Annotated in this window: 16 protein-coding genes and 1 pseudogene; 10 read left to right on the top strand and 7 right to left on the bottom strand. The window is 65.8% G+C overall.

Annotated elements, in window-relative coordinates; all coding sequences use genetic code 11:
• Positions 1 to 19: 19 nt before the first annotated feature.
• Entirely contained in the window at positions 20 to 466 is a 447-nt protein-coding gene (locus AC07M8_RS09770) for a hypothetical protein (protein WP_495174146.1), read from the bottom strand.
• A 20-nt stretch (positions 467 to 486) separates the two neighbouring features.
• Positions 487 to 756: a GlsB/YeaQ/YmgE family stress response membrane protein gene (locus AC07M8_RS09765; RefSeq protein ID WP_495174145.1), complete on the bottom strand. Its 270-nt coding sequence runs from the start codon at positions 754 to 756 to the stop codon at positions 487 to 489.
• Between the two features lie 209 nt (positions 757 to 965).
• On the opposite strand from AC07M8_RS09765, the gene AC07M8_RS09760 reads away from it, so the two are divergent.
• A complete protein-coding gene (locus tag AC07M8_RS09760; RefSeq protein WP_495174144.1) occupies positions 966 to 2447 on the top strand; it encodes a PAS domain S-box protein in 1482 nt (493 codons plus the stop codon).
• Positions 2448 to 2615: 168 nt separating this feature from the next.
• On the opposite strand, the gene AC07M8_RS09755 is transcribed toward AC07M8_RS09760, so the two are convergent.
• The gene (locus AC07M8_RS09755; RefSeq protein ID WP_495174143.1) at positions 2616 to 4640 is read right to left on the bottom strand and encodes a M13 family metallopeptidase; all 2025 of its coding nucleotides are present in this window, start codon (positions 4638 to 4640) and stop codon (positions 2616 to 2618) included.
• 279 nt (positions 4641 to 4919) lie between these two features.
• Between AC07M8_RS09755 and AC07M8_RS09750 the strand changes: the two genes are divergently transcribed.
• The 5 genes from AC07M8_RS09750 to AC07M8_RS09730 all read left to right on the top strand — a co-directional run bounded on the left by AC07M8_RS09750 (position 4920) and on the right by AC07M8_RS09730 (position 14885).
• Positions 4920 to 7103, top strand: coding sequence for a glycoside hydrolase family 3 C-terminal domain-containing protein (locus tag AC07M8_RS09750; protein ID WP_495174142.1), 2184 nt, complete (start codon positions 4920 to 4922; stop codon positions 7101 to 7103).
• A 526-nt stretch (positions 7104 to 7629) separates the two neighbouring features.
• Entirely contained in the window at positions 7630 to 10659 is a 3030-nt protein-coding gene (locus tag AC07M8_RS09745; protein WP_495174141.1) for a TonB-dependent receptor, read from the top strand.
• A gap of 55 nt (positions 10660 to 10714) precedes the next feature.
• The gene (locus tag AC07M8_RS09740; protein ID WP_495174140.1) at positions 10715 to 12265 is read left to right on the top strand and encodes a tryptophan halogenase family protein; all 1551 of its coding nucleotides are present in this window, start codon (positions 10715 to 10717) and stop codon (positions 12263 to 12265) included.
• Positions 12262 to 13791, top strand: coding sequence for a tryptophan halogenase family protein (locus tag AC07M8_RS09735; protein WP_495174139.1), 1530 nt, complete (start codon positions 12262 to 12264; stop codon positions 13789 to 13791). Before AC07M8_RS09740 ends, AC07M8_RS09735 begins: the two co-directional genes overlap by 4 nt.
• On the top strand, positions 13764 to 14885 hold the full coding sequence (locus AC07M8_RS09730) for a LacI family DNA-binding transcriptional regulator (protein WP_495174138.1): 1122 nt from the start codon (positions 13764 to 13766) through the stop codon (positions 14883 to 14885). Before AC07M8_RS09735 ends, AC07M8_RS09730 begins: the two co-directional genes overlap by 28 nt.
• Before the next feature lie 189 nt (positions 14886 to 15074).
• On the opposite strand, the pseudogene AC07M8_RS09725 reads toward AC07M8_RS09730, so the two are convergent.
• Together AC07M8_RS09725 and AC07M8_RS09720 are read right to left on the bottom strand one after the other, a co-directional pair.
• Positions 15075 to 15248: pseudogene (locus tag AC07M8_RS09725) on the bottom strand (amidohydrolase family protein); the annotation flags it as partial.
• 6 nt (positions 15249 to 15254) lie between these two features.
• Positions 15255 to 15461: a hypothetical protein gene (locus AC07M8_RS09720; protein ID WP_495174137.1), complete on the bottom strand. Its 207-nt coding sequence runs from the start codon at positions 15459 to 15461 to the stop codon at positions 15255 to 15257.
• Between AC07M8_RS09720 and AC07M8_RS09715 the strand changes: the two genes are divergently transcribed.
• Both AC07M8_RS09715 and AC07M8_RS09710 read left to right on the top strand, forming a co-directional pair.
• A complete protein-coding gene (locus AC07M8_RS09715) occupies positions 15442 to 16599 on the top strand; it encodes a cation:dicarboxylate symporter family transporter (RefSeq protein WP_495174136.1) in 1158 nt (385 codons plus the stop codon). The genes AC07M8_RS09720 and AC07M8_RS09715 overlap by 20 nt on opposite strands.
• Positions 16503 to 17027: a carbohydrate porin gene (locus AC07M8_RS09710; protein WP_495174135.1), complete on the top strand. Its 525-nt coding sequence runs from the start codon at positions 16503 to 16505 to the stop codon at positions 17025 to 17027. The genes AC07M8_RS09715 and AC07M8_RS09710 overlap by 97 nt, the downstream gene beginning before the upstream one ends.
• Positions 17028 to 17684: 657 nt before the next feature.
• Here the strand turns inward: AC07M8_RS09710 and katG are convergent.
• Together katG and AC07M8_RS09700 are read right to left on the bottom strand one after the other, a co-directional pair.
• Complete coding sequence (gene katG / locus AC07M8_RS09705; protein ID WP_495174134.1) at positions 17685 to 19910, bottom strand: catalase/peroxidase HPI; 2226 nt, start codon at positions 19908 to 19910, stop codon at positions 17685 to 17687.
• Positions 19911 to 20066: 156 nt separating this feature from the next.
• A complete protein-coding gene (locus tag AC07M8_RS09700; protein WP_495174133.1) occupies positions 20067 to 21887 on the bottom strand; it encodes a DUF885 domain-containing protein in 1821 nt (606 codons plus the stop codon).
• 284 nt (positions 21888 to 22171) lie between these two features.
• Here AC07M8_RS09700 and AC07M8_RS09695 point away from each other — a divergent pair, with 284 nt between their 5' ends.
• Together AC07M8_RS09695 and AC07M8_RS09690 are read left to right on the top strand one after the other, a co-directional pair.
• The gene (locus AC07M8_RS09695; RefSeq protein ID WP_495174132.1) at positions 22172 to 22936 is read left to right on the top strand and encodes a hypothetical protein; all 765 of its coding nucleotides are present in this window, start codon (positions 22172 to 22174) and stop codon (positions 22934 to 22936) included.
• A 235-nt stretch (positions 22937 to 23171) separates the two neighbouring features.
• Entirely contained in the window at positions 23172 to 24659 is a 1488-nt protein-coding gene (locus AC07M8_RS09690) for a PAS domain-containing protein (protein ID WP_495174131.1), read from the top strand.
• Positions 24660 to 24676 lie beyond the last annotated feature (17 nt).

Here is a 24676-nt window from a genome sequence, read left to right as displayed (position 1 = left end):
TGCCACTGATCTGCCTCGGTTACGTCGCGAGCGAAGCGTCTCGCACCGGCCTGTGTTCCGGCCCGGGGGAAAATTGTGCCGCATGGGGCGCCGCTCGTTGATCGGTGAGATGGCCACCCCATGCGGCCGTGCTGGCGATCGCCGCGGTGCGCGGCACGCTCGGCGCTTCGGCGACGAAGGTGCTGGTCGAGCTGGTTGCGACGGCGTCGCGGCGGCTGCAGTGGCCCAGCGCCAGCAGCACCGCCAGGATGCCGAGCGCAAGCAGCAGCCACGCCAGCCCGTTGGCCTTCTTCTTCTCGATGTGGATAAGCGTGAGCGGCGCACCATCGGTACGCCTGTCATCGTGTGCGGCCTTTCGGCCTCTCCCGTGATAGCCTCTGCTGGCGCCGCCGATACAATGCGGCATTGAGGCCCGGGAAGACGTGCGCCGCTCCCAACGCCGGTCGCGGCGTGGAGAACGGCGCATGATCTAGTCCCGGCTGAGGTTCAGCGCACCGTGCCGCGACGCACGAGGTTGACGATCCCGAGCAGCACGACCGCGCCGAGCAGCGACACAAGGATTGAGGTCAGGTTGATCGCACCGCTGGTGATCGGCTCGCCGCCGATCAGCGGGGTGATGATGAAGCCCGCCAGCACCGCGCCGATGATGCCGACGACGATGTTGAGAAAGATGCCCTGCTGGCCGTCGGTACGCATGATCATGCTGGCTACCCAGCCGATGAGGCCGCCGACGACGAGAAGAATGATGAGGCCCATGTTGATCTCCTGAGCATGCAGCGACCGGCACGATTGCCGGATCACTGTCGTGCATGTGGAGCATCAACACTCGTGACTGTTGGCCGTTCAGTTTCGGGACACGGCGCCGCCGCCGGCATTGACGTGGATGTCACGACCGGCTTGGTAGTTCTGTCAGGCTGGGTGCCGTCGACGAGGAACCGTGCACCCCTGCCATGGCTTGAGCGGTAATGGCAGACGATCACGCGATTCCGTCACCGGCGCCCACCCTGCGCCATCTTGAGCAACTCATCGCCGGGCTCACCGCGGGGGTGATCCTGGTCGATCCATCAGGCGTAATTATCAACGCCAATGCCGCCGCGCTGCGCATGCATGGCGTGGCGCGGCTCGAGGAGCTGGGCGCCACCGCGGACGACTATTGCCAGCGCTTCTGCCTGCGCTATCGCAACCATCACCGGCTCACCAAGCGCGAATATCCGATCATGCGCATGCTCGCGGGCGACAGCTTTCCCGATCTGGTGGTGGAGGTGGCGCCGATCGGCATCAACGAACCGCGTTGGACGCATGAAGTGCACGATGTGGTGATGGACGAGGACGGCGGCGATCCCGATTGCCTGGCGCTGGTGATCCAGGATGTGTCGGAACGCTATGATGCCGAGGGGCGGTTCGAGGCGATGTTCCAGGCCAATCCGGCGCCGGCGCTGATCCTGCGCCTCGACGACCAGCGGTTCGTGCGCGCCAATGCCGGCTTTGCCGAACTGTGCGGCTGCTCGCGCGACGCGATCGAGGGCCAGCATCTGCGCGATTTCGACATCCTCGCCCATACCGAGCGCCACGCACTGGTCGCCGAGCGGCTGGCGGCGGGCGCGACGATCCCACAGGTGGAGGCCGAGCTGCCGCTGCCCGACGGCACCCGCCGGCTCGTCATCCTTGCCGCCCAGCCGATCGAGGTGGCGGAACAGCGCTGCCTGTTGTTTACCTTCGCCGATCTCGATCCGCGCCGTAAGGCCGAGCAGGCGCTGCGCGCGAGCGAGCATCGCGCCAACACCATGTTCCAGCTGGCGCCGGTGGCGATGGTGGTGACCTCGGCCCCCGATCACAGGATCACCGAGGCCAACGAGGCCTTCGTCCGCCTGGTCGGCCGCACCCGCCACGACATCGTCGGCTGTTCCGTCGATGACTTCCAGCTGTGGAACGATGCCGCGCTGCGCGCGGCGATGGAGGAGGAGATTGAGCGGCGGGGTGGCGTGCGCACCTGCGACGTGCGTATCCTCCCCAAGGAGGGTGGCGCGCTCGACTGCCTGGTGTCGGCCGAGACGGTGGACGTCCACGGCGCGCGGTGCATCCTGTGGCTTTATCAGGACATTACCGCGCGCCGCCACAGCGAGCTGCAGCTGGTCGAGGCGATCGATGCGGTGATGAAGGATGCAAGCTGGTTCAGCCGATCGATCATGGACAAGCTCGCAACGCTGCGCGGCACCGGCCCGGCCGCCGCGTCGCCGACGACGGAGCTCAGCAAGCGCGAGCGCGAGGTGCTGGAACTGATCTGCCAGGGGCTGGACGACAAGGCGATCGCGGCGCAGCTCGACCTGACCAGCAACACCGTGCGCAACCACGTGTCGCGCCTCTACGCCAAGATCGGCGTCAATCGCAGAAGCGCCGCCGTGATCTGGGCTCGCGAGCGGGGGATCGGTAACCGCGCCACCGGCTGATCCGGCGGACGATGAGCGTGGCGCGTTCGCGACCAGATCGAGGGTCAGGCTCGGTTGTGGGTCGGCATCCAATCACGATTTGCGTCGTGGCGGCCCGCAGGGTTGCCGCAAACGCGTGCTAATCGTCGCTACAGACCTAGCGTTCGAGCGCCCCGATCCGTGTGAGGCCTAATGCCAGATGCTGACCCGCTGTTCGGGGGGAAGATACATCGTGTCGCCGGGCTTCACACCGAACGCCTGGTACCAAGGCCCGAAATTACGAACGATGCCGTTGACGCGATACTTGTCGGGCGAGTGCGGGTCGCTGAGCAACTGCTGGCGCACCGCCTCGTCGCGCCGCTTGCCCTGCCACGCCTGGGCGTAGGCAAGGAAAAAGCGCTGATCACCGGTCATCCCATCGAGCACCGGTGGCTCGCCGTGGCGCGCGACATAGCGGCGGTAGGCGGCATAGGCGGTCTCCAACCCGCCCAGATCGGCGAGATTTTCGCCCAGGGTCAGCCGGCCCTTGATCTTCACGCCGGGGATCGGCTCATATTGATCGAACTGCCCCGCCAGCCGGTCGGCCTGGATGTTGTACTTGGCCGCGGTTTCCTTGCTCCACCAGTCGCGCAATCGTCCCCGCTCGTCGAACTGGCGGCCCTCGTCGTCGAAGCCGTGTCCCATCTCATGCCCGATGGTGCTGGCGCCCGTCTCGGCATAGTTGACCGCCGGATCGGCGCTCGCGTCGAAGAAGGGGGGCTGCAGGATCGCCGCGGGCAGCGTGATCTGGTTCATGGTCGGATCGTAATAGGCGTTCACCGTCTGCGGCGTCATGTACCAGAGGCCGCGATCGACCGGCTTGGGAAAGCGCTGGAGTTGCAGCCGCCACTGGAAGTCGGCGACCGCCATGTTGTTGGCAAGCGGATCGGTCCGGCTGACCGCCAGCGTCGAATAGTCGATCCACTTCTTGGGATGGCCGACCCTCGGATCGAACGTCGCGAGCTTGGCGAGTGCGGCCTTGCGGGTCGCATCGTCCATCCACGTCGCGGCTTCGATCTTGTCGTGATAGGCGGCCTGCATGTCGGCGACGAGTTCGTCGGCCTTGGACTGCGTCGCCGGCGACCAATATTGCTGGACATAGATCGTGCCGACGGCCTCTCCCAGGGCGTCGTCGATCAGCGCCATGCCGCGCTTCCAGCGGGCGCGCTGTTCGGGCACGCCGCGCAGCGTTTTAGAGTAGAAATCGAAATTGGCCTGGTCGACCGCTTTGGGAAGGAACGGCGCCGCGTTGGACAGGAAGCGCGCGGTCATCCATTCCTTCCAGGTCGACAGCGGCACGTCGCCCAGTCGCTTCGACGCGGCGGCGACCGCGCTTGGCTCCGTCACGTTGACCTTGGCGGCCGTGCCGAGACCCATGGCGGCGAGCGTCGGCGTCCACTCCATCTCGGGGGCGAGCTTGGTCAGCTCGGCGCGCGTCATCGGGTTGTGCGTCTTGACCGGGTCGCGGCGCTGCTCCGGTGTCCACTGGTCCTTGCTGAGGCTGGTCTCGAGCGCGATGATCCGGTCCGCCTTGGCGGCGGCATCGGCGACGCCGGCCAGCTGCTGCAGGTTGATCAGATAGGCGCGGTACGCGCGACGGATCGCGTCATACTTCTCGCCGGGCAACAGATAATAATCGCGCGTCGGCAACCCGAGGCGGGCCTGCCCGGCATCAGCCATGTAGCGCGTCGGATCGTCCGCATCGGTCGAGATGCCGATGTTGATCGGCGCGGGATAGCCCGGGCGCATCATCAGCTGGATCAGCTGAGGGCGGGTCTGGACCGTGGCGATCGCGGCGAGCCAGGGCTTGAGCGGTGCAAGGCCGCGTGCCTCGACCGCCCGCTCGTCCATCCACGCCGCGTAGAAGTCGCCCACCTTCTTGGCGGTTGGCGCGGTCGGGCTGGCCGCCGCCACCTCGACGATCCGGCGTACCTGCCCCTCAATCTCGTCGGGCAGATCATAGTTGTAGCCGGCACCGACCTTGTCGGCTGGAATGGGATGGTCGTGCAGCCATGTGCCCAGCGCAAAGGCGTAGAAGTCGTCGCCCGGCTTGACGCTCCTGTCCATGTTCTGGAGTTCCAGGCCCCAAGGCTGGTAGCGCGGCTTGCCGGTCTCGGCGGCAAGCAGGGCAGGAACGGTTGTAAGCGCAAGCGCGAGCAGGGTGATACGGCGCATCAACAACTCCGGAACGGGTCAGCAGGCGCGAGCTTAGGCGCACGAGCTGGCCGTCGCCAAGCTCATCTTGCACCATGGTTCGACCCGTATCGACAAGATCGATGTTCATCTGCTCGGGCGGATGATCTGAGAATGGCTTATAACATCATCATGGTTGTTGCGCGGGCGGATAGCTTCAGTCGACGGTGTTATGCGGCACTGATCCGTTGCCGCCAAGCGCATGAAATCCTAGAGCCCGGGCAAGCGCCAGGATCAGGTGCGGCGGCGATAGGAGGCGAGATGCACAAGAGAATGGCCAAGGCCAAGTTGCCGGCGTTGCTCGGCGTCCTCCTGGTGACGGCGATGGCGCAGCCGCCATCGGCACCCGCGTTTCGCAACGCCGACCTGCCTGCCGATGCGCGGATCGCCAATTTGCTGTCGCTGATGACGCTCGACGAGAAGATCGATGCCCTCAGCACCGACTCCAGCGTGCCGCGACTAGGCGTGCCGAGCTTTGGCTCGTCGGAGGGGATCCATGGCGTGCAGCAGCGCGGCGAGGGCAAGGCGCGGCGCACGCCCGTGCTCACGACGCAATTTCCCCAGCCCCAGGGACTCGGCGCGACTTGGGACCCCGACCTGGTGCGGCAAGCGGGCGGTGTCGAAGGCCATGAAGCGCGCTGGATCTCGCAGACGCCATCCTATGACCGCAAGATCCTGATGCTGTGGGGGCCGCAGGCGGATCTTGCCCGTGATCCGCGTTGGGGGCGCAGCGAAGAAGTCTACGGCGAAGACGCATTCTTCAACGGGACGATGGCGACCGCCTTTTCCAAGGGGCTCGAGGGCGATGACCCGCGCTATTGGCAGGCCGCGCCGCTGCTCAAGCATTTCCTGGCCAATTCGAACGAGCAGGATCGCACGCGCACCAGCTCGGATTTCGATGAGCGGTTGTTCTGGGAATATTATTCGCTGCCATTCCGCATGGCGTTTCAGGATGCCGGCGCAAGCGGGGTGATGGCCGCGTACAATAGCTGGAACGGCGTGCCGATGGTGATCAACCCGGTGCTGCGCCGAGTGGTGATCGACCAATGGCACGTCAATCTCGTCTCCAGCGACGGCGGCGCGATCAAGACGCTGTGGCACGATCACCACGCTGTGCCCGATCAGCAGGCGGCGGCTATTGCGGCACTCAAGGCCGGCGTGAACCAGTATCTCGACACCTACAAGGACGAGCTCCACGCGGCTTTTGCCAGCAAGGCGATCACGATGGCGGACCTGGACGAGGCGCTGACGCGCAAGTTTCGGATCACGATCAAGCTGGGGCTGCTCGATCCGGCGGAGCGGGTGCCTTATGCGGCGCTCCACGACGGTACACCGCCATGGGACGGCGACGCTGATCGCGCCGTCTCCCGCCGCGCAGCGCTCGAATCGGTGGTACTGCTCAAGAATGATCGTGGGGCGCTGCCGCTGAACGCGGCGGGACTGCACTCGATCGCCGTGATCGGCCCGCTTGCCAACAGTGTGCACTGGGACTGGTATGGTGGTTACCCGCCCTATGCGGTGTCCCCGCTCGCCGGCATCCGCGCGGCGGCGGGTCCCGACGTGCGCGTCAGCTATACGGCCGATAATATGAATGGCGCGGCCGCGGCGGCCGCGCACGCGGCTGATGTCGCGGTGGTGGTGGTTGGTAACGATCCCACCTGCGGCCCCAACATGGCCACCGATTGGACGGACAATGGCACCAAGCCTTGCGCCGACCCGGGTGACGGACGGGAGGGCCGCGACCGCGACACACTCGCGCTCGCGCAGGAGCAGTTGGTCAAGCAGGTGATGGCGGCTAATCCGCACACGATCATGGTGCTGAAGTCGAGCTTTCCGTACACGATCAACTGGTCGCAGGACCAGGTGCCGGCGATCCTGCACATGGCGCATAGCTCGCAGGACGAAGGTACCGCGCTCGCACAGATCTTGTTCGGGCAGTACAATCCCGGCGGCCATGAGGTCGTCACCTGGCCCGCGTCGATGGATCAGCTGCCGCCGATGCTGGATTACGACATCCGCCACGGCCGGACCTACATGTATGCCAAAGGCAAGCCGCTGTATCCGTTCGGCCATGGCCTGAGCTACACCAGCTTCCGCTATGCCAATCTGCGCATCGACCGGGAACGCCTCGCGCCCGATGGCGAAGCAGGTGTCAGCATCGATGTCACCAACACCGGGCGGGTGGCCGGAGATGCGGTACCTCAGCTCTACGTGCGGCATCTCACCTCCCACGTGGCGCGGCCGGCGCTTCAGCTCGCAGGATTCCGCCGCGTGTCGCTCGCCGCGGGCGAAACCAAGACGATCCAGCTGACCCTGAAGGCCGCGCAACTCGCTTATTCGGACCAGGCGCGTCACGCGCTGCGGGTCGAGCCCGAGCGGGTCGAGGTAATGATCGGCGCGTCCTCCGCCGATATCAGAATCCGCCGGTCACTCCGTATCGGCTAAGGCGCATCGGGGCCAGCATGGCCCAAGGAGCGCTCGCCGTCCCCGCAACGGACGACGCAACGAATGTGAGAAGTCACTCTTCCGAAACGGGGATCAGCTTGCACTAAACCTAGCTCAACTGTTCGAGATATCGCTAACATCTCCATGCGGCCGCATCGCATCTACGGCAGCGCCGCCCATTTTGCCCGGTCACGTCGATAACGCTGCAGGCGATGCACCACGGCATCGGTGCGGTGCAGCGCACCGATGTCCCGCTGTACCAACCAGCATTTACACCAGTCCGAGCGGTAACGCGTGTTGCACAAAGGCTACACACCGTAGCCAGCTGTAACCTACGGTGATTTTCGGTTGCTCAGGGCAAACAAATCCCGTATCGGACCCGATAGCGCTACCATAGGCGCCGTAAAGATCGCTGAAGGCCGTAACGGCCGGGCGACACAGGAGAGGGTAGGGGATGACGAACTTCGTTCGTGTTGGCCGTAGTCGCGTGGCTTTTGATGCCGCATTGCGGGCAGGTGCGTCATGTTTGGCGCTGGGCGTATTCACCTTGTCGACGCAGGCGCTCGCAACGCCGATGATCCAGGCGGAGACGCTCGGCGTGTCGAAGGATGCGACCCAGGCGGCGACTCCCGCGAGCGATCAATCCACGAGTCCGGCGGAGGATGTCGGCGGCAGCGATATCATCGTGACCGGCCGTCGCGCCGCGCTCGAGGCGGCTGACGAGCGCAAGCGCCGCAGCGAGACCATCGTCGACTCGGTCGTCGCGGACGATGCCGGCAAGCTGCCGGACAATTCGATCACCGAGGTACTCCAGCGTGTCTCGGGTGTGTCGATCGTCCGCTTCGCCGCGCTCGGCGATCCCGATCATTATTCCGTCCAGGGTTCGGGCGTGCAGGTGCGCGGCCTTACGGGCGTCGCGTCGCGGCTGAACGGCCGCGAGATCTTCAGCGCGAACAACGGGCGCGCGATCCTGTGGAGCGACGTCACCCCCGAACTGATGTCGGCGGTCGACGTCTACAAGGCATCGACGGCCGATCTCATCGAGGGCGGCACCGGCGGCCAGATCGATCTGCGCACCAAGCTGCCGTTCGATTTCGATGGCAAGTTCCACGTTGCCGGCACCAGCGAACTTGCGGTGGGCGACATGGCGCGCAAGGCGGATCCTTCGGGTTCGATCCTGGTCACCGACACGTTCGACACCCCGATCGGCCGGATCGGCCTGCTCGGCGATATCGCCTTCAGCCAGTTCAGTTCGCTGTCGCAGTTCCTGCGCACCAGCCCGTATTTCAAGACGACGCTGAGCGACGGCAACGCCCGCTATGTTCCGAGCGGCTTTGCCTATGGCGACGAGGCATTCCAGTACAAGCGCTATGGCATCTATGGCGCCGCACAGTGGCAGCCTACCGACTCGCTGACCTTCACCGGCAGCTTCTTCCAGTCGCGCTACAAGAGCCAGTCGAGTGATTATGGCACGCAGCTCGATTCGCAGACGCTCGCGGTTGATCCAGCGACGAGCACGTTCGACAGCAACGGCCTGCTGACCAGCACGACCGCCTTGTACAATCGCGACCCGCTCACCTTCCTGCCCACTGGCACATCGATCACCAGCAGCGGCAACAAGGGATTCGTGCAGAGCAACACGCGAACGCGCGATTATTCGCTGTCGTTCGCCTGGGCGCCGGAAGGCAGCCCGCTGTCCCTCAAGGGCTCGTTGCAGCGCGTCGATTCACGCCAGATCTATGATCGCATCGACATCTTCCGCGAGATCGGGTTCGGCACGAGCTTCGGCATGGATCTGCGCGGGGACCTGCCCCAGATCACTGTCGGCCCGGACACACAGGCGTCCTTTGCCGATCCGGCGAACTATTTCTGGTCGGCGTCGATGCCGCATAACGAACGGAACAAGGGCCGGCTCGACGCGGCGCAGCTTGATGCCGAATATAAGTTCGACAACAGCTTCTTCCGCTCGGTCAAGGTCGGTGGCCGCTATGCCAAGCGCACCGAGCGCGATCTTGCCAACGGCTACAATTGGACGGCGCTGGGCCGCGGCTGGAACGGCGATCCGCAGCTGACCTACGCCAATGCCGCACCCGGCGATGTCGCCTTCCACGCGTTCAAGGACTTCTTCCGCGGCAACACGACGCTGCCCGGCAATCTGATGTTCGCGTCGGAGGATCTGGCCTCGCGCTTCAACGTGAACCGCACCGGGCTGGTCACGCCGCCGCCCGCCGGATTTTGCACGGGCCTCGAGTTCAACTGCTCCGCCGCAGGACCTCTGCCGGTCACCGGCTATGGCGGCCTGTCCGGTATCCGCGCACCGGGCTTTGTTCTGCCCGGCGATCAGGTCGACAACCGCACCGAAAATATTGCGGGCTATGCCCTCGTCCGCTTCGGGCCGCAGGATGGCGCCCAGGGCATCTCCGGCAATGTCGGCGTCCGCGTCGTGCACATCGAGAATGAGGGCAGCGGCTACATTCAGCAGAATGGTGGCACGGTCTTCATCCGCAACGGCGTACAGCAGACGCTGGCGAGCACGTTCCTCCCCCGCGGCGGCAAGGCGGATTTCACGCGTGTCCTGCCGTCGGTCAACCTCGAATGGTCGCCCGCCGAGAAGATCAAGCTGCGCGGCGGCTATAATATCACGATGGATCTGCCGACCTTCAACGCGTTGCGCGCGTCGGGTTCGGTCGGCGTCGCCACGACCAGCAACCCGGTCGCGGGTCAACCGGGCACCTTCACCAACTTCACTGCCGATACGGGTAACCCGCTGCTCAAGCCCACGCTGTCGAACAATGTCGACCTGTCGCTGGAATATTACGGCCGGGCGGGCACCTCGTTCCACCTCGCGCCCTTCTACAAGCGGCTGACCGACCTGCCGATCTACTCGCTGACGACGCGGCAGGTGAACGTGCTGTTCACGGACGGCTCCACTGAAAGCGTCAACGCATCCGCGAGCGACTATATCAACTCGCCCAAGGCCGCGACGGTCAAGGGCGTCGAGGTGGGCGGGCGGTTCTTCCTCGACATGCTGCCGGGTGCGCTTGCCGGCTTCGGGTTCGAGGGCAACTACACGTTCATCAAGAGCAGCAATCCCGGCGACGTTTATCGCGATATCAACGGGACGATCAGGACCGATGCGCCATTGGTTGGGCTGTCCAAGCACAACTTCAATGCGACGCTGCTCTACGAGCGCAATCCGGTGTCGCTGCGCGTCGCTTACTCGTGGCGCTCGCGTTACCTGCTGTCGACGAACAGCAACGGTACCAATTCACCCTACACTTATTACAGCGCGCCGAGGGTGATCGATAACCAGGACGGTGGTGTCGATACCACCACCCAAATCGCGTTGCCGATCTATGGTGGCAATTACGGGTCGATCGACGCGGGCGTTCGCTTCAAGGTCACCGACCAGTTCTCGTTCGGTATTCAGGGCACCAACCTGACGGCCTCGACGCAGCGGACGCTGATGGGCGGCTATCCGGGCGGCAAGCTGGTCGGACGCAGCTGGTTCCAGAGCGATCGTCGCCTGTCGGTAGGGCTCAACCTGGCGTTCTGATATATGAAGCATGGCGGCCTGCCCGTGGGGGTGGGCCGCCAATGAGGCCAGTAACATGAAGAAGCGTATTCTGGTTGCCGGTGGCGGCACCGCCGGATGGCTGACGGCCGCCTATCTGGCGAAGCGCCTAGGCGCGGATCTGCCGGGTGGCGTCACGATCACGCTCATCGAGTCCGATGCGATCGGCGTGCTCGGGGTGGGCGAGGGCACCTTTCCCACCATCCGGCGGACGCTCGCAACCATCGGCATCAGCGAAACCGATCTGATCCGCCGGTGCGGGGCGACGTTCAAACAGGGGGCCAAGTTCGTCAATTGGCGGCGCAGCCCTGCCCAGCATGCCGGTGATTTCTATACCCACCCGTTTCAGGTCGCGGCGGCGGACGGCGGGCTCGAACTGCTGCCTTACTGGCTGATGGGCCTGGCCGACGGGCAGGACTGGGATGATGCGGCAACGCCGCAGCGGGCCGCCGCCGATGCGCACCGCGCGCCCAAGCTGCCGTCGCATCCAGACTATGTAGCGCCGCTCAACTACGCGTTCCATTTCGATGCCGTCGCGCTGGCAGGCCTGCTGGCCGAGCAGGGAATCCGCAACGGCGTCCACCATCTCGTCGACAAGATCGACGAGGTGCTGCTCGCTCCCGACGGCAGCATCGGCGGCGTGCGCACCGAGCGCAACGGCGTGCTCGACGCCGATCTGTATATCGACTGCACCGGCTTTCGTGCCGAGCTGATCGGCCGAGCGATGGGGGTGCCGTTCCGCTCATGCAACGACGTGTTGTTCTGCGATCGCGCGCTGGCGGCGCAGCTCCCTTATGTCGATCCCCAAGACCCAATCGCCTCCTATACGATTGCGACTGCGCAGGAGGCAGGCTGGATTTGGGACATCGGGCTCACCCAGCGCCGTGGCATCGGCCATGTCTATTCGTCACGGCATATGGGCGATGATGCCGCCGAGACGATTCTTCGCGCCCATCTCGGCCCGCGCGGCGCCGACGTCGAGGTCCGCCGGCTGCGCTTCGACGGCGGCTTCCGCGAGGTCAACTGGCACAAGAATTGTGTCGCGATCGGCCTGTCGAGCGGCTTCTTCGAGCCCCTCGAAGCGACCGGGATCGCCTTTGCCGAGGTGGCGGCGGGGATGGTAGCCAACCTCTTCCCCTGGGGCGGCGATGTCGAGACGTCTGCACGGCAGTTCAATGCCAACATGCTGCGTCGCTACGAACGCGCGCTTGACTTCATCAAGCTTCATTATTGCCTGTCCGAGCGGCAGGATTCGGCGTTCTGGCGCGACAATGTCGCGGAGGCGTCGATTCCGGATAGCCTGATCGAGCTGCTCGATCGCTGGCGGTTTCGCCCCCCTAATGAACTCGACATCGACCCGCAGGTCGACATCTTCACCGAAGCCAGCTGGCAATATGTGCTCTATGGCATGGGCTGGAAGACCGATCTGGCGGCGCGGGGCGGATCGCTGCGCTTTGCCGACGACGCGCGGCGGGCATTTGCCGAGGTGCGCCAGCAGGCAGGCTATGCGGTGCAGAACCTGCCGTCCAATCGCGACCTGACCAGCTATGCCCAGGCGCATCGCTTCGGCGGCGCCGCCGCGCGATGAGCCGGGTGGCGGCGCCGATCCGCAGGGTGGTGATCGTCGGCGGCGGCACCGCGGGATGGATGAGCGCGGCGGCGATGGCGCGGCTGGTGGCGGCCGACGTTTCGGTGACCCTGGTCGAATCCGAGGAGATCGGCACGGTCGGCGTCGGCGAGGCGACGATCCCCTCGCTGCTCGATTTCAACCAGCTGCTGGGCATCGACGAGGATGACTTCGTCCGCGCCACCCAGGCGACCTTCAAGCTCGGCATCGAGTTCACCGATTGGGCAAGGATCGGGGACAGCTACCTGCATCCGTTCGGTACCCACGGCCGCGACATTCAGGGCGTGTCGTTTCACCAATTGTGGCTGCGGCAAGCCTTGGCCCAAGCCGCGCCCGATCCGGGACCTATCGGCGATTACTGCCTGTCATCGGTCGCGGCGCGCAAGGAACGGTTTACCCGCCCCGCGGCGAACCCGGCGGCGGTGTTGTCGACCCTGTCCTATGCCTTCCACTTCGATGCCGGGCTATATGCGCGGTTTCTGCGAAACTATGCGGAAGCGGAGGGGGTGGTGCGCCTCGAGGGGCGGGTCACCGCGGTCGAGCTGGCAAGCGACAGCGGCTTCATCGACGCCGTCACCCTGGCCGATGGCCGGAGGATCGAGGGCGATCTGTTCATCGATTGCAGCGGATTTCGCTCGCTGCTGCTCGGCGAGACGCTGGGGGTGCCGTTCACCAGCTGGCAGCATTGGCTGCCGTGCGACCGGGCCTGGGCCGTGCCGAGCCGGCGCACCGGGCCGGCATTACCTTACACCCGCGCCATGGCGAGTGCCGCCGGCTGGCGCTGGCGGATCCCGCTTCAGCATCGGGTGGGCAACGGCCATGTCTATTCGAGCGCGCACCTCGGCGACGATGAGGCGCTGCAGACCCTGCTCGACGGACTGGATGGCGAACCGCTCGCCGAGCCGCGCCAGCTGCGCTTCGTCGCGGGTCGCCGCGAGCGGTTGTGGGAGCGCAACTGTGTCGCCATCGGCCTTGCCGGCGGGTTCCTCGAGCCGCTCGAATCAACCAGCATCCACCTGATCCAGTCGGGCATCACCCGGCTGATGAGCTTGTTTCCCGATCGCTCGTTCGATCCGGTTGAGATTGCCGAGTACAATCGGCTGCTGCTGCGCGAGTATGATCAGGTCCGCGACTTCATCGTCCTCCACTATCATGCCACCAGCCGCAGCGATTCAGCCTTTTGGGATCACTGCCGGACGATGGCGCCGCCACCGTCGCTGGTTGCCAAGATCGACCTTTGGGGCGGCAAGGCGCGGCTGTTTCGCGAAGCCGGCGAGCTGTTCACCCCCGACAGCTGGATCGCCGTGCTGCTCGGGCAGCGGGTGCGGCCGATTTCGCACGATCCGCTGGTCGCGGCGTTGCCGCTGGACGACAGCATCCGTCTCCTGGCGCATCTGCGCGAGGTCATCGGCAAGACCGCCGCGGCCATGCCGACCCATGAGCAGTTCATCGCCCAGCATTGCGCCGCACCAAGGGGGGCATCGTGATCGGCGGCCATCCTGTCATGATCGCGCGGCCGCCGGCCGTCGAATCCCGCCTGGTCCAGCCACCGACGATCGACGATGTCGCCCGTGTTGCCGACGTATCGGTGACCACGGTATGGCGCGTGCTCAAGGGCAATGCGCGCGTGCGCCCGGCGGCTCAGGAGGCGGTGATCCGGGCCATCGCCCTGCTGCGGTTCACGCCGGCCTCGCCGCTGTTGCACGGCGCCCCGCCGCCGATGCGGATCGGTCTCATCCGGACCACGGAAAGTGCCGGCTATCTCAATGCGTTCATGGTCGGCAGCCTCGATCGGGTCGCCGCCAGCACGATGCAGCTGGTGATCGAGCAGTGCGACGTGGCCGAGCGTCCAGCCGCCGCGGCGCGCAGGCTTGCGCACCACGGGATCGACGGCGTCGTGCTGCCCCCTGCCTTGTGCGACGCAAGCGAATTGCTCGACATGCTCGAGCAGCAGCGCATGCCGACGGTGCTGATGGCCGGCCAGCCAACCGGATCGGCATCGACGCTTGATATCGATGATTTCCAGGCGGCGCACGACATGACCACGCACCTCGTAAGGCTCGGCCACGGTCGGATCGGCTTCATCATGGGATGCCCGACCCGCCCGGCGAGCCGACGGCGATACGACGGCTATTGCGGGGCGCTGGCCGACCATGGCGTGGCCGTGGAGGATGATCTGATCGCAGCAGGGTCCTCCACCTACCGCTCGGGGCTCGACGCCGCCGACGTGCTGCTCGACGCGGAGGCGCCGCCGACAGCCATTTTTGCCAGCGACGACGATACGGCGGCAGCCACGATCTCGGTCGCCCATCGCCGCGGCCTCAACGTACCGAGCGATCTCACCGTCTGCGGCTTCGGCGATAGCCCGGTCGCGACGACGATCTGGCCGAACATCACCACCGTCCGCCTGCCGACAGCGCAGATGGGAACGATCGCAGCAGATCTGATCGCTGCCGCGATTGCCGCTCGACGCGAGGGACATGCGCCGCCGGCTGAGCGGATCACCCTGCCGCATCAGCTGGTCAGGCGCCAATCCGACGCGGCACCTCGTCGTCGTCCCCGCGTCGCTATCCAGGTGTGATCGTTGAGCTCAGTGAGCGAAGGAGGTGCGGCTGGATAGGAAGATCGTGACACTGCTGGCGGGCGGCGAGATTGCCGCAGGCGGCGCAGCTCGCACCGATCAGCGCTCGAGCGCAGCACCCCCAACCGCGTTCACGAGAACACGATCGGGGGTGCGCTTCGACCAGGCTCACCCGCGCCGCAGGTGGCGTCAGGCGGGCTGCCAATACAGTTTCATGGGATTGTCGACGAGCAGCCGACGCTGGGCTTCCTCGCTCACCGCGATCCGCGGAATATAATCCACCAGCCTGCCATCGTCCGGCATGTGGCTGGTCATGTTCGGGTGTGGCCAATCCGTGCCCCACAGCACGCGATCGGGGGAATCGTTCCATCAGGGTGCGCGCGAAGGGAACGACCGACCGGCGCCACCGGCTGCGTAATCGAGCTCGACGACGCCGGCGAGATCATCGGCGCGGCGATGCTGCGCACCGCACGCAAATTGTTCGACGGAACGCTGTTCGGCTGATCGATCCCGGGCAGCGTCCGCGTTCGGCGATGCCTTCCTCAAGCTCATCCGCATGATGATCGCGCCGATCATCTTCGTCACCGTGGTCCACGGCATCGCCGGCATGAACGACATGAAGAACGCCGGCCGGGTGGCGCTCAAATCGATCATTTATTTCGAGGCGATCACCATCGCCGCGCTGGTGGTCGGGCTGATCGCGGTCGATCTGTGGCGGCCGGGCGTCGGCATGAACATCGATGCCAGCACGATCGGCACCGCCTCGATCAAGACCTATGTCGTCGCCGCGCATGATCGGTCGATCAGCGGCTATTTCATGGACATCATCCCCGACAGCTTCGCCGGTGCCTTTACCGAGGCGCACGTGCTCCAGGTGCTGTTCGTCGCGGTGCTGTTCGGCATCGCGCTCGCCTCGATCGGCGAACGCGCCAAGCCGGTGCTCGCGGTGGTGGAGAGCGCCTCGCAGGCGTTCTTCCGGATCATCGGCTATATCATGTATTTCGCACCGATCGGCGCCTTCGGCGGCATCGCCTTCACCGTCGGCCAGTTCGGCACTGCGTCACTGCTGTCGCTCGGCAACCTCATCATCGAGTTCTTCTTGGTCTGCCTGGTGTTCACCTTCGTGGTGCTCGGCGGCATTGCCCATTGGTGCGGGGTCAGCCTGTGGCGGCTGCTCGGCTATCTGTGGGACGAGATCGTGATCGTCGCCGCCACCACCTCGACCGAGACGGTGCTGCCGCGGCTGATCCAGAAGATGCGCAAGGCCGGTTGCGAGGAGAGCGTGGTCGGCTTCGTCATTTCCACCGGCTATTCATTCAATCTCGACGGCACCTGCCTCTATCTCACCACCGTTGCGGTGTTCCTGGCGCAGGCGACCAACACGCATCTGACGCTGTGGCAGGAACTCGGGCTGATCGCGGTGCTGCTGCTCACCTCCAAGGGCGCGGCGGGCGTCGCCGGCGCGGCCTTCGTGGTGCTGGCGGCGACGATCAACACCACCGGGACCATTCCCGTCGCCAGCATTGCGCTGATCCTCGGTATGCACCGCATCCTCGCCGAGGGGCTCACCTTCGTGAAGCTGATCGGCAACAGCCTTGCCACCATCGTCATCGCCAAGTGGGAGGGCAAGCTCGACCACAAGACGGTGGCCGCCGTGGTCGGCAATGCCAGCCTGCGCCGGCGCTTCCTCGAGCCGGCGGCGGCGACCGCCTGAGTGACGGCAAAGACCGGCGTGTCCCGGCCGGTGCCCACCCTTCGCGTATAAACCGGGCGCTGCGACCCGGCCAGGAGAGTTCATGCCCGTCATCGGCCGGATTCGTCAAGACCGGCACCTTCGCGGGCCGCGACAATGACACGGTCGGCTTCCTCGTCTCGAACACGCATTTCAGCGATCAGGGAATCGCCTATCCACGCGATCTGCGCGCCAGGAACGGCGGCACCGGCGCCCCGAGGGCGGACGAGATCGTCGGCGAGATCAACTATGGCTTCGCGGCGCTGCCGGGCCTGCGGCTGATGCCCAACCTGCAATATGTCATCAACCCGGATCCGATCAACGCGCCCAAGCGCACTACGGACATCCCCGCTGCCATCGTGCTCGGACTGCGGGTCGACGTGCATTTCGCGCAGCTGTTTGGCGGGTGATCCGACCAGCACCGCCGCCGGGACGCCGTCTTGCCGAGGATCAATCGCCGCGACAACCGGCGGGATCGTAATGGTCGTTATGCTGTCCGCGACGCCGATGATCGCCCCAGCATCAACCTGCTCACGTCACACCAGCGACTTGCCTCGGCGCATCCCGTTCGTGCGGCGGACGCTGCGCAGCTCCGCGCCGATGAGCGTCAGATTGGCAGCGATGAAACCGGACATCGCGACGTAAAATGCCATGGTAACTCTCCCCGTGAAGCCGGCATGATCGCCGGTGGTGAGCTACAGCTAAGCGTCGCAAAGGTTGACGCAGCGTGAGCATGGCAGCGCTCGCCCGAGGTTTTGCGGCAACCGGTGCATCAGCTGAGGCGATCGCCGTTGCGCCAGACGCGGTCACGGCTGTGCTCGCTCGGAGCGGGGTTCGGTGGAGCTGGCCGGGTGGCCTGACGGGAGGGTATGATCCGCTCTGGTGCGGGTTGTGTGGAGATGGTCTGCGTGGCGCTGCAGCACCATCCTCAAGGCTGGTCACTCGCTCAGCCAGGCGATGGCGGGTAGTCGCAGCCGCCGCTGTGTTGACCCAGGTCAGCCGCGGATAAGCGGTGGTCTCCCGAATCCTGTTCGGATCGCCACCACTTATCCGCTCACCGTCAACGCTTAGGTCGCCTGGTTGGACGACACCGGCTTGGCGGTGATGTCGAACCGGTCGGCGTTCATGACCTTGACCCACGCGCGGATGAAGTCGCGAACGAACTTTTCCTCGTTGCCGTTCTCGGCATAGACTTCGGCCGTTGCCCGCAGCTGCGAGTTCGACCCGAAGATCAGGTCGGTCCGGGTCGCCTGCCACTTCTGCTGGCGGCCGCCGCGATCATAGCCGATGAACTTCTCGTCGCTTGCCGTATCGACCAGATCCCAGAAGGTGTCATTGTCGAGCAGGTTGACGAAGAAGTCGTTGGTCAGCTGCCCCTTGCGCTCGGTCAGCACGCCGTCGGGCGCATCGCCGAAGTTCGCGCCGAGCACGCGCAGGCCGCCGACCAGCACGGTCATCTCCGGCGCCGACAGCCCGAGCAGCGACGCCTTGTCGAGCAGCAGCTCTTCGGTCTTCACCGGATGGCGTGTCTTCAGATAGTTGCGGAATCCGTCGGCCTGCGGCTCCATCCACACGAAGCTCTCGACATCGGTCCAGTCCTGCGTGGCATCGCCACGCCCGCCGAGGAACGGCACCGCGACTTCGAACCCGGCATCGCGGGCGGCTTTCTCGACCGCCGCCGAACCGGCCAGCACGATCGCGTCCGCCAGCGACAGGGCGCCACGCAGCTCGTTGAGCGTTGCCAGGATCTGGCTCAGCTGTTCGGGTTCGTTGACCGGCCAATCCTTTTGCGGCGCGAGTGCGATGCGCGCACCGTTCGCCCCGCCGCGGTGGTCCGACCGGCGGTAGCTCGACGCCGAGGCCCAGGCCGTCTTGACCAGCTGGCCGATCGTCAGCCCGCTCGCCAGCACCGCGTCCTTGAACGCCGCCACGTCCGTATCCGACGGCTGTATACCGTCAGGCACGGGATCCTGCCAGATCAGCGTCTCTTCCGGAACCTCCGGTCCGAGGTAGCGGACCTTGGGCCCCATGTCGCGATGGGTGAGCTTGAACCACGCGCGCGCGAACGCGTCGTCAAGCGCGGCCTGATCGTCGCGGAAGCGCAACGCGATCTCGCGGAACTCGGGATCCATCTTCAGCGCCATGTCCGCGGTGGTCATCATCGTCGGAACGCGCTTGTTGGGGTCACGGGCGTCGGGTGCCATGTCCTCGGGGTCGGGGTTGACCGGCGTCCACTGCTTGGCGCCGGCTGGGCTCTCGGTCAGCTCATAGTCGTACTTGAAGAGCAGTCGCAGATAGTCGCCGGTCCATTGCGTCGGGTTGTTCGACCAGGCGCCCTCGATGCCCGAGGTGGTGATATGGCCCTGGCCGATCTCCTCGCTGTCGGTCAGCCAGCCGAGGCCCTGCATGTGCACGGCTTCCGACGACGGGCTCTTGAAATGCGGCGCGGGCTTGGCGCCATGAGCCTTACCGAACGCATGGCCGCCCGCGGTCAGCGCCACGGTCTCCTCGGAGTTCATCGCCATCCGCTGGAAGGTCGCCTTCATGTCGCGCGCGGACTTCAGCGCGTCGGGCACACCGCCCGGCCCCTCAGGATTGACGTAGATCAGCCCCATCTGGATCGCGGCGAGCGGCCCTTCGAGCTCGGGCAGGTCCTCGCTGATGCGAGTCTGCGCGCCTTCGTTGACCCAGAGCTCCTCGGCACCCCAGAAGGTGTCGCCTTCGGACGCGAAGACGTCCTTGCGACCGCCGGCGAAGCCGAACACTGGTCCGCCCATGCTCTCGATGGCGACATTGCCGGCGAGGATGAACAGGTCGGCCCAGCTGATGTTCTTGCCGTACTTCTGCTTGAGCGGCCACAACAGGCGACGCGCCTTGTCGAGATTGCCGTTGTCCGGCCAGGAATTGAGCGGTTCGAAGCGCTGCTGGCCCGACGACGATCCGCCACGGCCGTCGGTCACGCGATACGTCCCCGCAGCGTGCCACGCCATCCGGATCATGAATGGCCCATAGTGACCGTAATCCGCCGGCCACCACGCCTTGCTGTCGGTCATCAGCGCCGTCAGGTCCGCCTTGAGCGCGGCATAGTCGAGCGCGCTGAACGCTTCGGCATAGTCGAAATCGTCGCCCATTGGGTCGGGCGAGACGCCGTGCTGGTGCAGCATGTCGATCGGCAGCGCATCGGGCCACCAATCCTTGTTGGTCCGACCCAGCAGCGACCGGGCCTTGACCTCGCCGCCACCCTTGGGGCTCATCGGGCACCCGCTGCCCTGGGGCTGTTCGTAATCGGCCATTGCGGCGTCCTCTCTCTAACGATGTTCCTTGCGCCACCGAGTGCAGCAGTTGGCGGATAGTTGTCCAATCGATTATTCGGAGGCAATCGATCAGGTCATTCGATTACGGAACGACGGCAAGGATGTCTTCCTCGGCATACAGAGCCGCTGCATGCTTCATGCCTGGCCGCCGTTGGCAATAAATGCGTCCACGCGTGCTTCCAGCACCTTGAGCGGCAAGGCGCCGGCGAGCAGGATCGCATCGTGGAAGCGGCCGATCGCGAAGCGGGGACCTAAGGCGGCCTTGGCCTTGTCGCGCAGGCGCAGGATGGTGACCTTGCCGACCATGTAGCTGCAGGCTTGGCCGGGCGAGACCGCATAGCGCTCGATCTCCTGAGCTGACAGCGACACGGGATCGCCATCGATGCCGCTCAGCGTGGCGATGGCTTTCTCGCGGCTCCAGCGCTTGGCATGGATGCCGGTATCGACGACGAGCCGACCCGAGCGGAGAAGGGCGTCGTGGATATAGCCCAATTCCCAGGCGGGCTGGTCCTTGTAGAAGCCCATTTCGTCGGCGAGCTGCTCGGCATAGAGCGCCCAGCCTTCAACATAGGCACCGAAGAACAGGATCTTGCGATACATCGGCAGCGCCGATTCCCGCTGCAGCGTGATCTGCAGATGATGGCCGGGAATACCCTCGTGGAAAGTCGTCGTCGGCATGTCCCAGAACGGCGCCTCCGCCGTGTCGCGCAGGTTGAGCCAGTAGATGCCGGGGCGGGTGCCATCGAGGCTGCCCTCGGTATAATGGGTCGAGGCGCCCGCCTCGGTCGCGGCGGGGATGCGGCGGATCTCGAGCGGGGTTTTCGGCAGCGTTGCAAAATAGGCCGGCAAGCGCTGCTGCATCGCCTGGACCAGCGCGTTGAGATCGGTGATCTCCTTGGCCTTGCCGGCATCGGTGTTCGGATACAGGTAGCGCGGGTCCTTGAAGAGCCCGGCGTAACGCTCGGCCACGGTGCCCTTGGTCATGCCGAGCTTGCGAAACAGCGTGTCGGCACGAGCGCTGAGATCGCGGGTGACGTCGAGGCCGAGGCGGTGGACCTCGTCGGGCGACAGATCGGTTGTCGTGGCGGCGCGGAGCGAGGCGGCATAATAAGCGTCGCCCTCGGGAAGCCGCCAGACGCCCGCGTCGTGCACCGCCTGCGGCCGCAGCGACGCAAGCAGCGCCATCTGCCGGTCGAGCGCGGGGACCACCCGCTTGTTGTAGATGTCGGTTGCCCGGATCTGCCAGTCGCCGGGGATCCCCTTCGCCCGGGCGCGGGTCGCCAGCGAGGTGACGAGGGTCGAGGCGGCAGCGGGCTGGCGCAGCACCTTCATCTGCGCAAGCGCGCCGTCGATCGCAAAATCGGGCGGGACGACGCCGCGACCGACATCGTGGCGGACGCGCTCGATCTCCTGATCCATCACCCCGGCAAAGGCATCGAGGCGGGCGAGATAGGCTTCGCCATCCGCCACCGTGGCAATCGTGTGCTGGCTGTCGAGGAAGTCGGGCGTGCCGGCATAAGCGCCGTTCAATTGCGACAGCACATAAGGGCCGCCGGCCCCGGTGCCGCCATAAGCGAAGCGGCGGTCGGCCTCGTCGGTCGCCGCCGTGTCGTAGAGGATGGCATCGTAGTTGATCGCCGCGCTGGGGCTCAGGCGGGTGCGATCGATGCGGCGAAGCTGACCGAGCTGCTCAGCGACGATGCGCTTGCGTCGGGCAAGGCCGGCTGGCGACGCATCGTCGAGCCGGCTTTTGGCGGCCGCACGGCTGCCGGTATCGACCCCGAGAGAGGTCGCCAGGGTCGGGCTTTCGTCGAGCGCGGTCTGGTAGAAGCCGTCGAGCAGGCGCCCCAATGCCGCGTCGTCGGCGCCGGCGGCGGCCGGCGTCGCGGCGACCGCGTGCCGCGACAGGGCCAGCGTCGCGGCGGAGGCCAGACAGAACGAGCGACGATCGAGCATCCGTGATTCCTTGCAAGGCGGCGATATCGACTGGGTGCCGATCGCGTGGCGCGGGCAGCTATATCGGCCGATACCGGGGCTGGACAGTCACACTGCCCCGTGGCGCGCCAGATTTGCGCCGGCGCGCCCGATGACGCCTCTCGAAGGCGGCGCCTACCGTCAATGGCGTGGCACTGAGCGCGATCCGGTGAGGCAGCCTGCCCGCGGCTCGGCAGGGTCGGTGCTCGGCTTCGATCGGCCGAACAGCCATGGACCTGCAGGGCGGAAATCGCCATCTTCTCGGCATGAACGATGATCCCAGTCAGCGCGGGCCGATGGTCCGGCGGGCACGTGATGTGGCGGCCGGCTTTGCGGACGTTGGGCTCACCCATGCCGAAGAACTGCTGCGCCGCCTGTCGCCCGAGGGGCGCGAGCAAGCGCGCCGCGAGCGCGAGGCGAAACTACGCCGGCAACAGCGGCTGATGCGCCGGCTAATAATGGCGGCGATCGCCTCGCTGCTTGCCTGGGCGGTGCTTGCTGCCGCGGTTCCCGCCGCCGTGGCACTCGCCGCCGCAGCGGCACTGGCGCTGTCGTTGATCACGCTGGTGTTCGTCCGTGCCGAACCGCGCGCACCGGGTCGGGAGGCCTTGGCAGAAGCCGCACTGCCACGCCTGACGGAGGAGGCGCTGGTTTGGCTCGCCGCACAGCGCCGTGGCCTGCCGTCGCCCGCGCTGGAGCTCGCCGACGCGATCGGCAGCCGGCTCGACGAGCTGGCGCCGGTGCTTGGCCAGCTCGATCCGCGCGGTTCCGCCGCGCTGTCTATTCGTAAGCTGGTGGCGGTCGAGCTGCCCGCGCTGGTCGAAGGCTGGCGCGTGGTGCCGGTGTCCGCGCGGGGGATGCCGCACGCCGACGGCCGATCGCCGGACGATCATCTGATCAATGGGATGCAGCTGATCCACGCGGAAATGACCCGGGCGAGCGAGCAGCTCGGGCGCGGCGCCCTTGATGCTGTTGCGGTGCAGGGGCGTTATCTGGAACTCAAGTACAGCGACACCGATCGCCTGATGTGACGTGCTGCCAGCGCGTGCAGTCCCACCAAAGCAGTGGTTGCTTGGCGATCATGGCGACGACGCCCCGATCCGGGGGGTGTTCGGGCGCGGCAGGCCGACGGGCGGCATTTTATTGCGCCTGCGTGGGCCTGCATCGCGGTCGGCGTCATGGCTGGTAGCACGGCGATATAACCTGGCTTAAAGCGGTTGAAACAGCCGGATACGCGACCCGGTACCATGCACCCGGAGCCGACGCTTGAGAGACGAACACGAGCAATCCCGCATCGAGCACGAACTGGTGCGCGAGGATCGGGGCACCGATCCCTTTTCCGCGGCCGTCCGCGCGACGCGGATGCCGATGCTCATCACCGATCCAAATCAGCCCGACAATCCGATCGTTTTCGTCAACGCGGCTTTCTCAAAGCTGACGGGCTTCGAGCATGACGAGATCATCGGTCGCAATTGTCGCTTCCTGCAGGGGCCGGACACCAACCACGCCGAGGTTGCCCGGCTACGCGCCGCGATCGAGCGGCGTGAGCCCATCGAACTGGAACTGCTGAACTATCGCAAGGATGGCACCCGCTTTTGGAACCGCCTGCTGGTCTCGCCCGTGTTCGACGCGGACGGCAAGGTGACCTATTTCTTCGCCTCGCAATTCGATGTGACGCTCGAGCGCGAGCGCCTGATCCGGCTGCAGCAGGATCGCGACGATCTGGAAGCCGAGGTGGGGCAGCGCACCACCGATCTGGTTCAGGCGGAATCACGCCTCCGCTTTGCGCTGCAAGCCGCCCAGATGGGCTCGTGGAGCCTGGATCTCGCTACCAAGCGCATGACGACCACCGACGGCAGCAAGGAGAACTTCGGCTGGCCGGTGACCAAGGCCTTCCACTACAGCGACATCGAGGCTGCCGTTCACCCCGACGATCGTGCCCATCGCGAGGAGGCGCTCCGGGTAGCCCTGGAGGAGACCGACCATTATCAGGTCGACTATCGCATCCACACCCCGCAGGGGGACGAGCGTTGGCTGGCGGTGCGCGGGCAGGTGTTCCGCCGTGCCGACGGCGCACCGTTGTTGCTGGTGGGTGTGTCGCAGAACATCACCGTGCGCAAACGCGCGGAGGAGCATCGGATGCTCCTCGCCAACGAACTCAGCCACCGCGTGAAGAACATGCTGGCGACATTGCAGGCGATCGTCGGGCAGACCTTGCGCACCGCGGCCTCGCTGGAGGAAGCCGGCGAGACACTGTCGGCGCGCATCCAATCGATGGACGCGGCCAATGACCTTCTCGTCAACGACCAATGGGACAGCGCGGCCATGCACGACCTCGTCGAGCGTGCGCTGGCGCCGTTCCGGTCAGCGAGCGGCGATCGGTTCAGGGTGGATGGCCCGGCCGTGCGGATCCAGCCGAGGACGGCGGTGGGGCTGGCGCTGGCGTTGCACGAGCTGGCCACCAATGCCGCGAAATATGGCGCACTGTCGAACGTAAACGGGCACATCGAGCTGGTCTGGACGATCGCCGAGGATCAGCTCTGCATTCGGTGGGAAGAGATAAACGGGCCGACGGTCGCGCCACCCACCCGCGTCGGCTTTGGCTCCAAGCTGATCCAGCGCGTGCTCGCCAGCGAAATGGGCGGTACCGCGAGGCTGGACTATCCGCCCACCGGCGTCGTCTTCACCGCGGTCGCGCCGCTGCCTTCGCGTGAGATGGGTGAAGAGCTGTCGGAAGCGGGGGCGTCGCTATGATGCTTGGGGCGAGCACG

Source organism: Sphingomonas sp. GW821-FHT09E03 (genome assembly GCF_059416225.1).
Note: the sequence above shows the minus strand (reverse complement) of the source record. Positions and strands in the feature narration are given on the sequence as shown.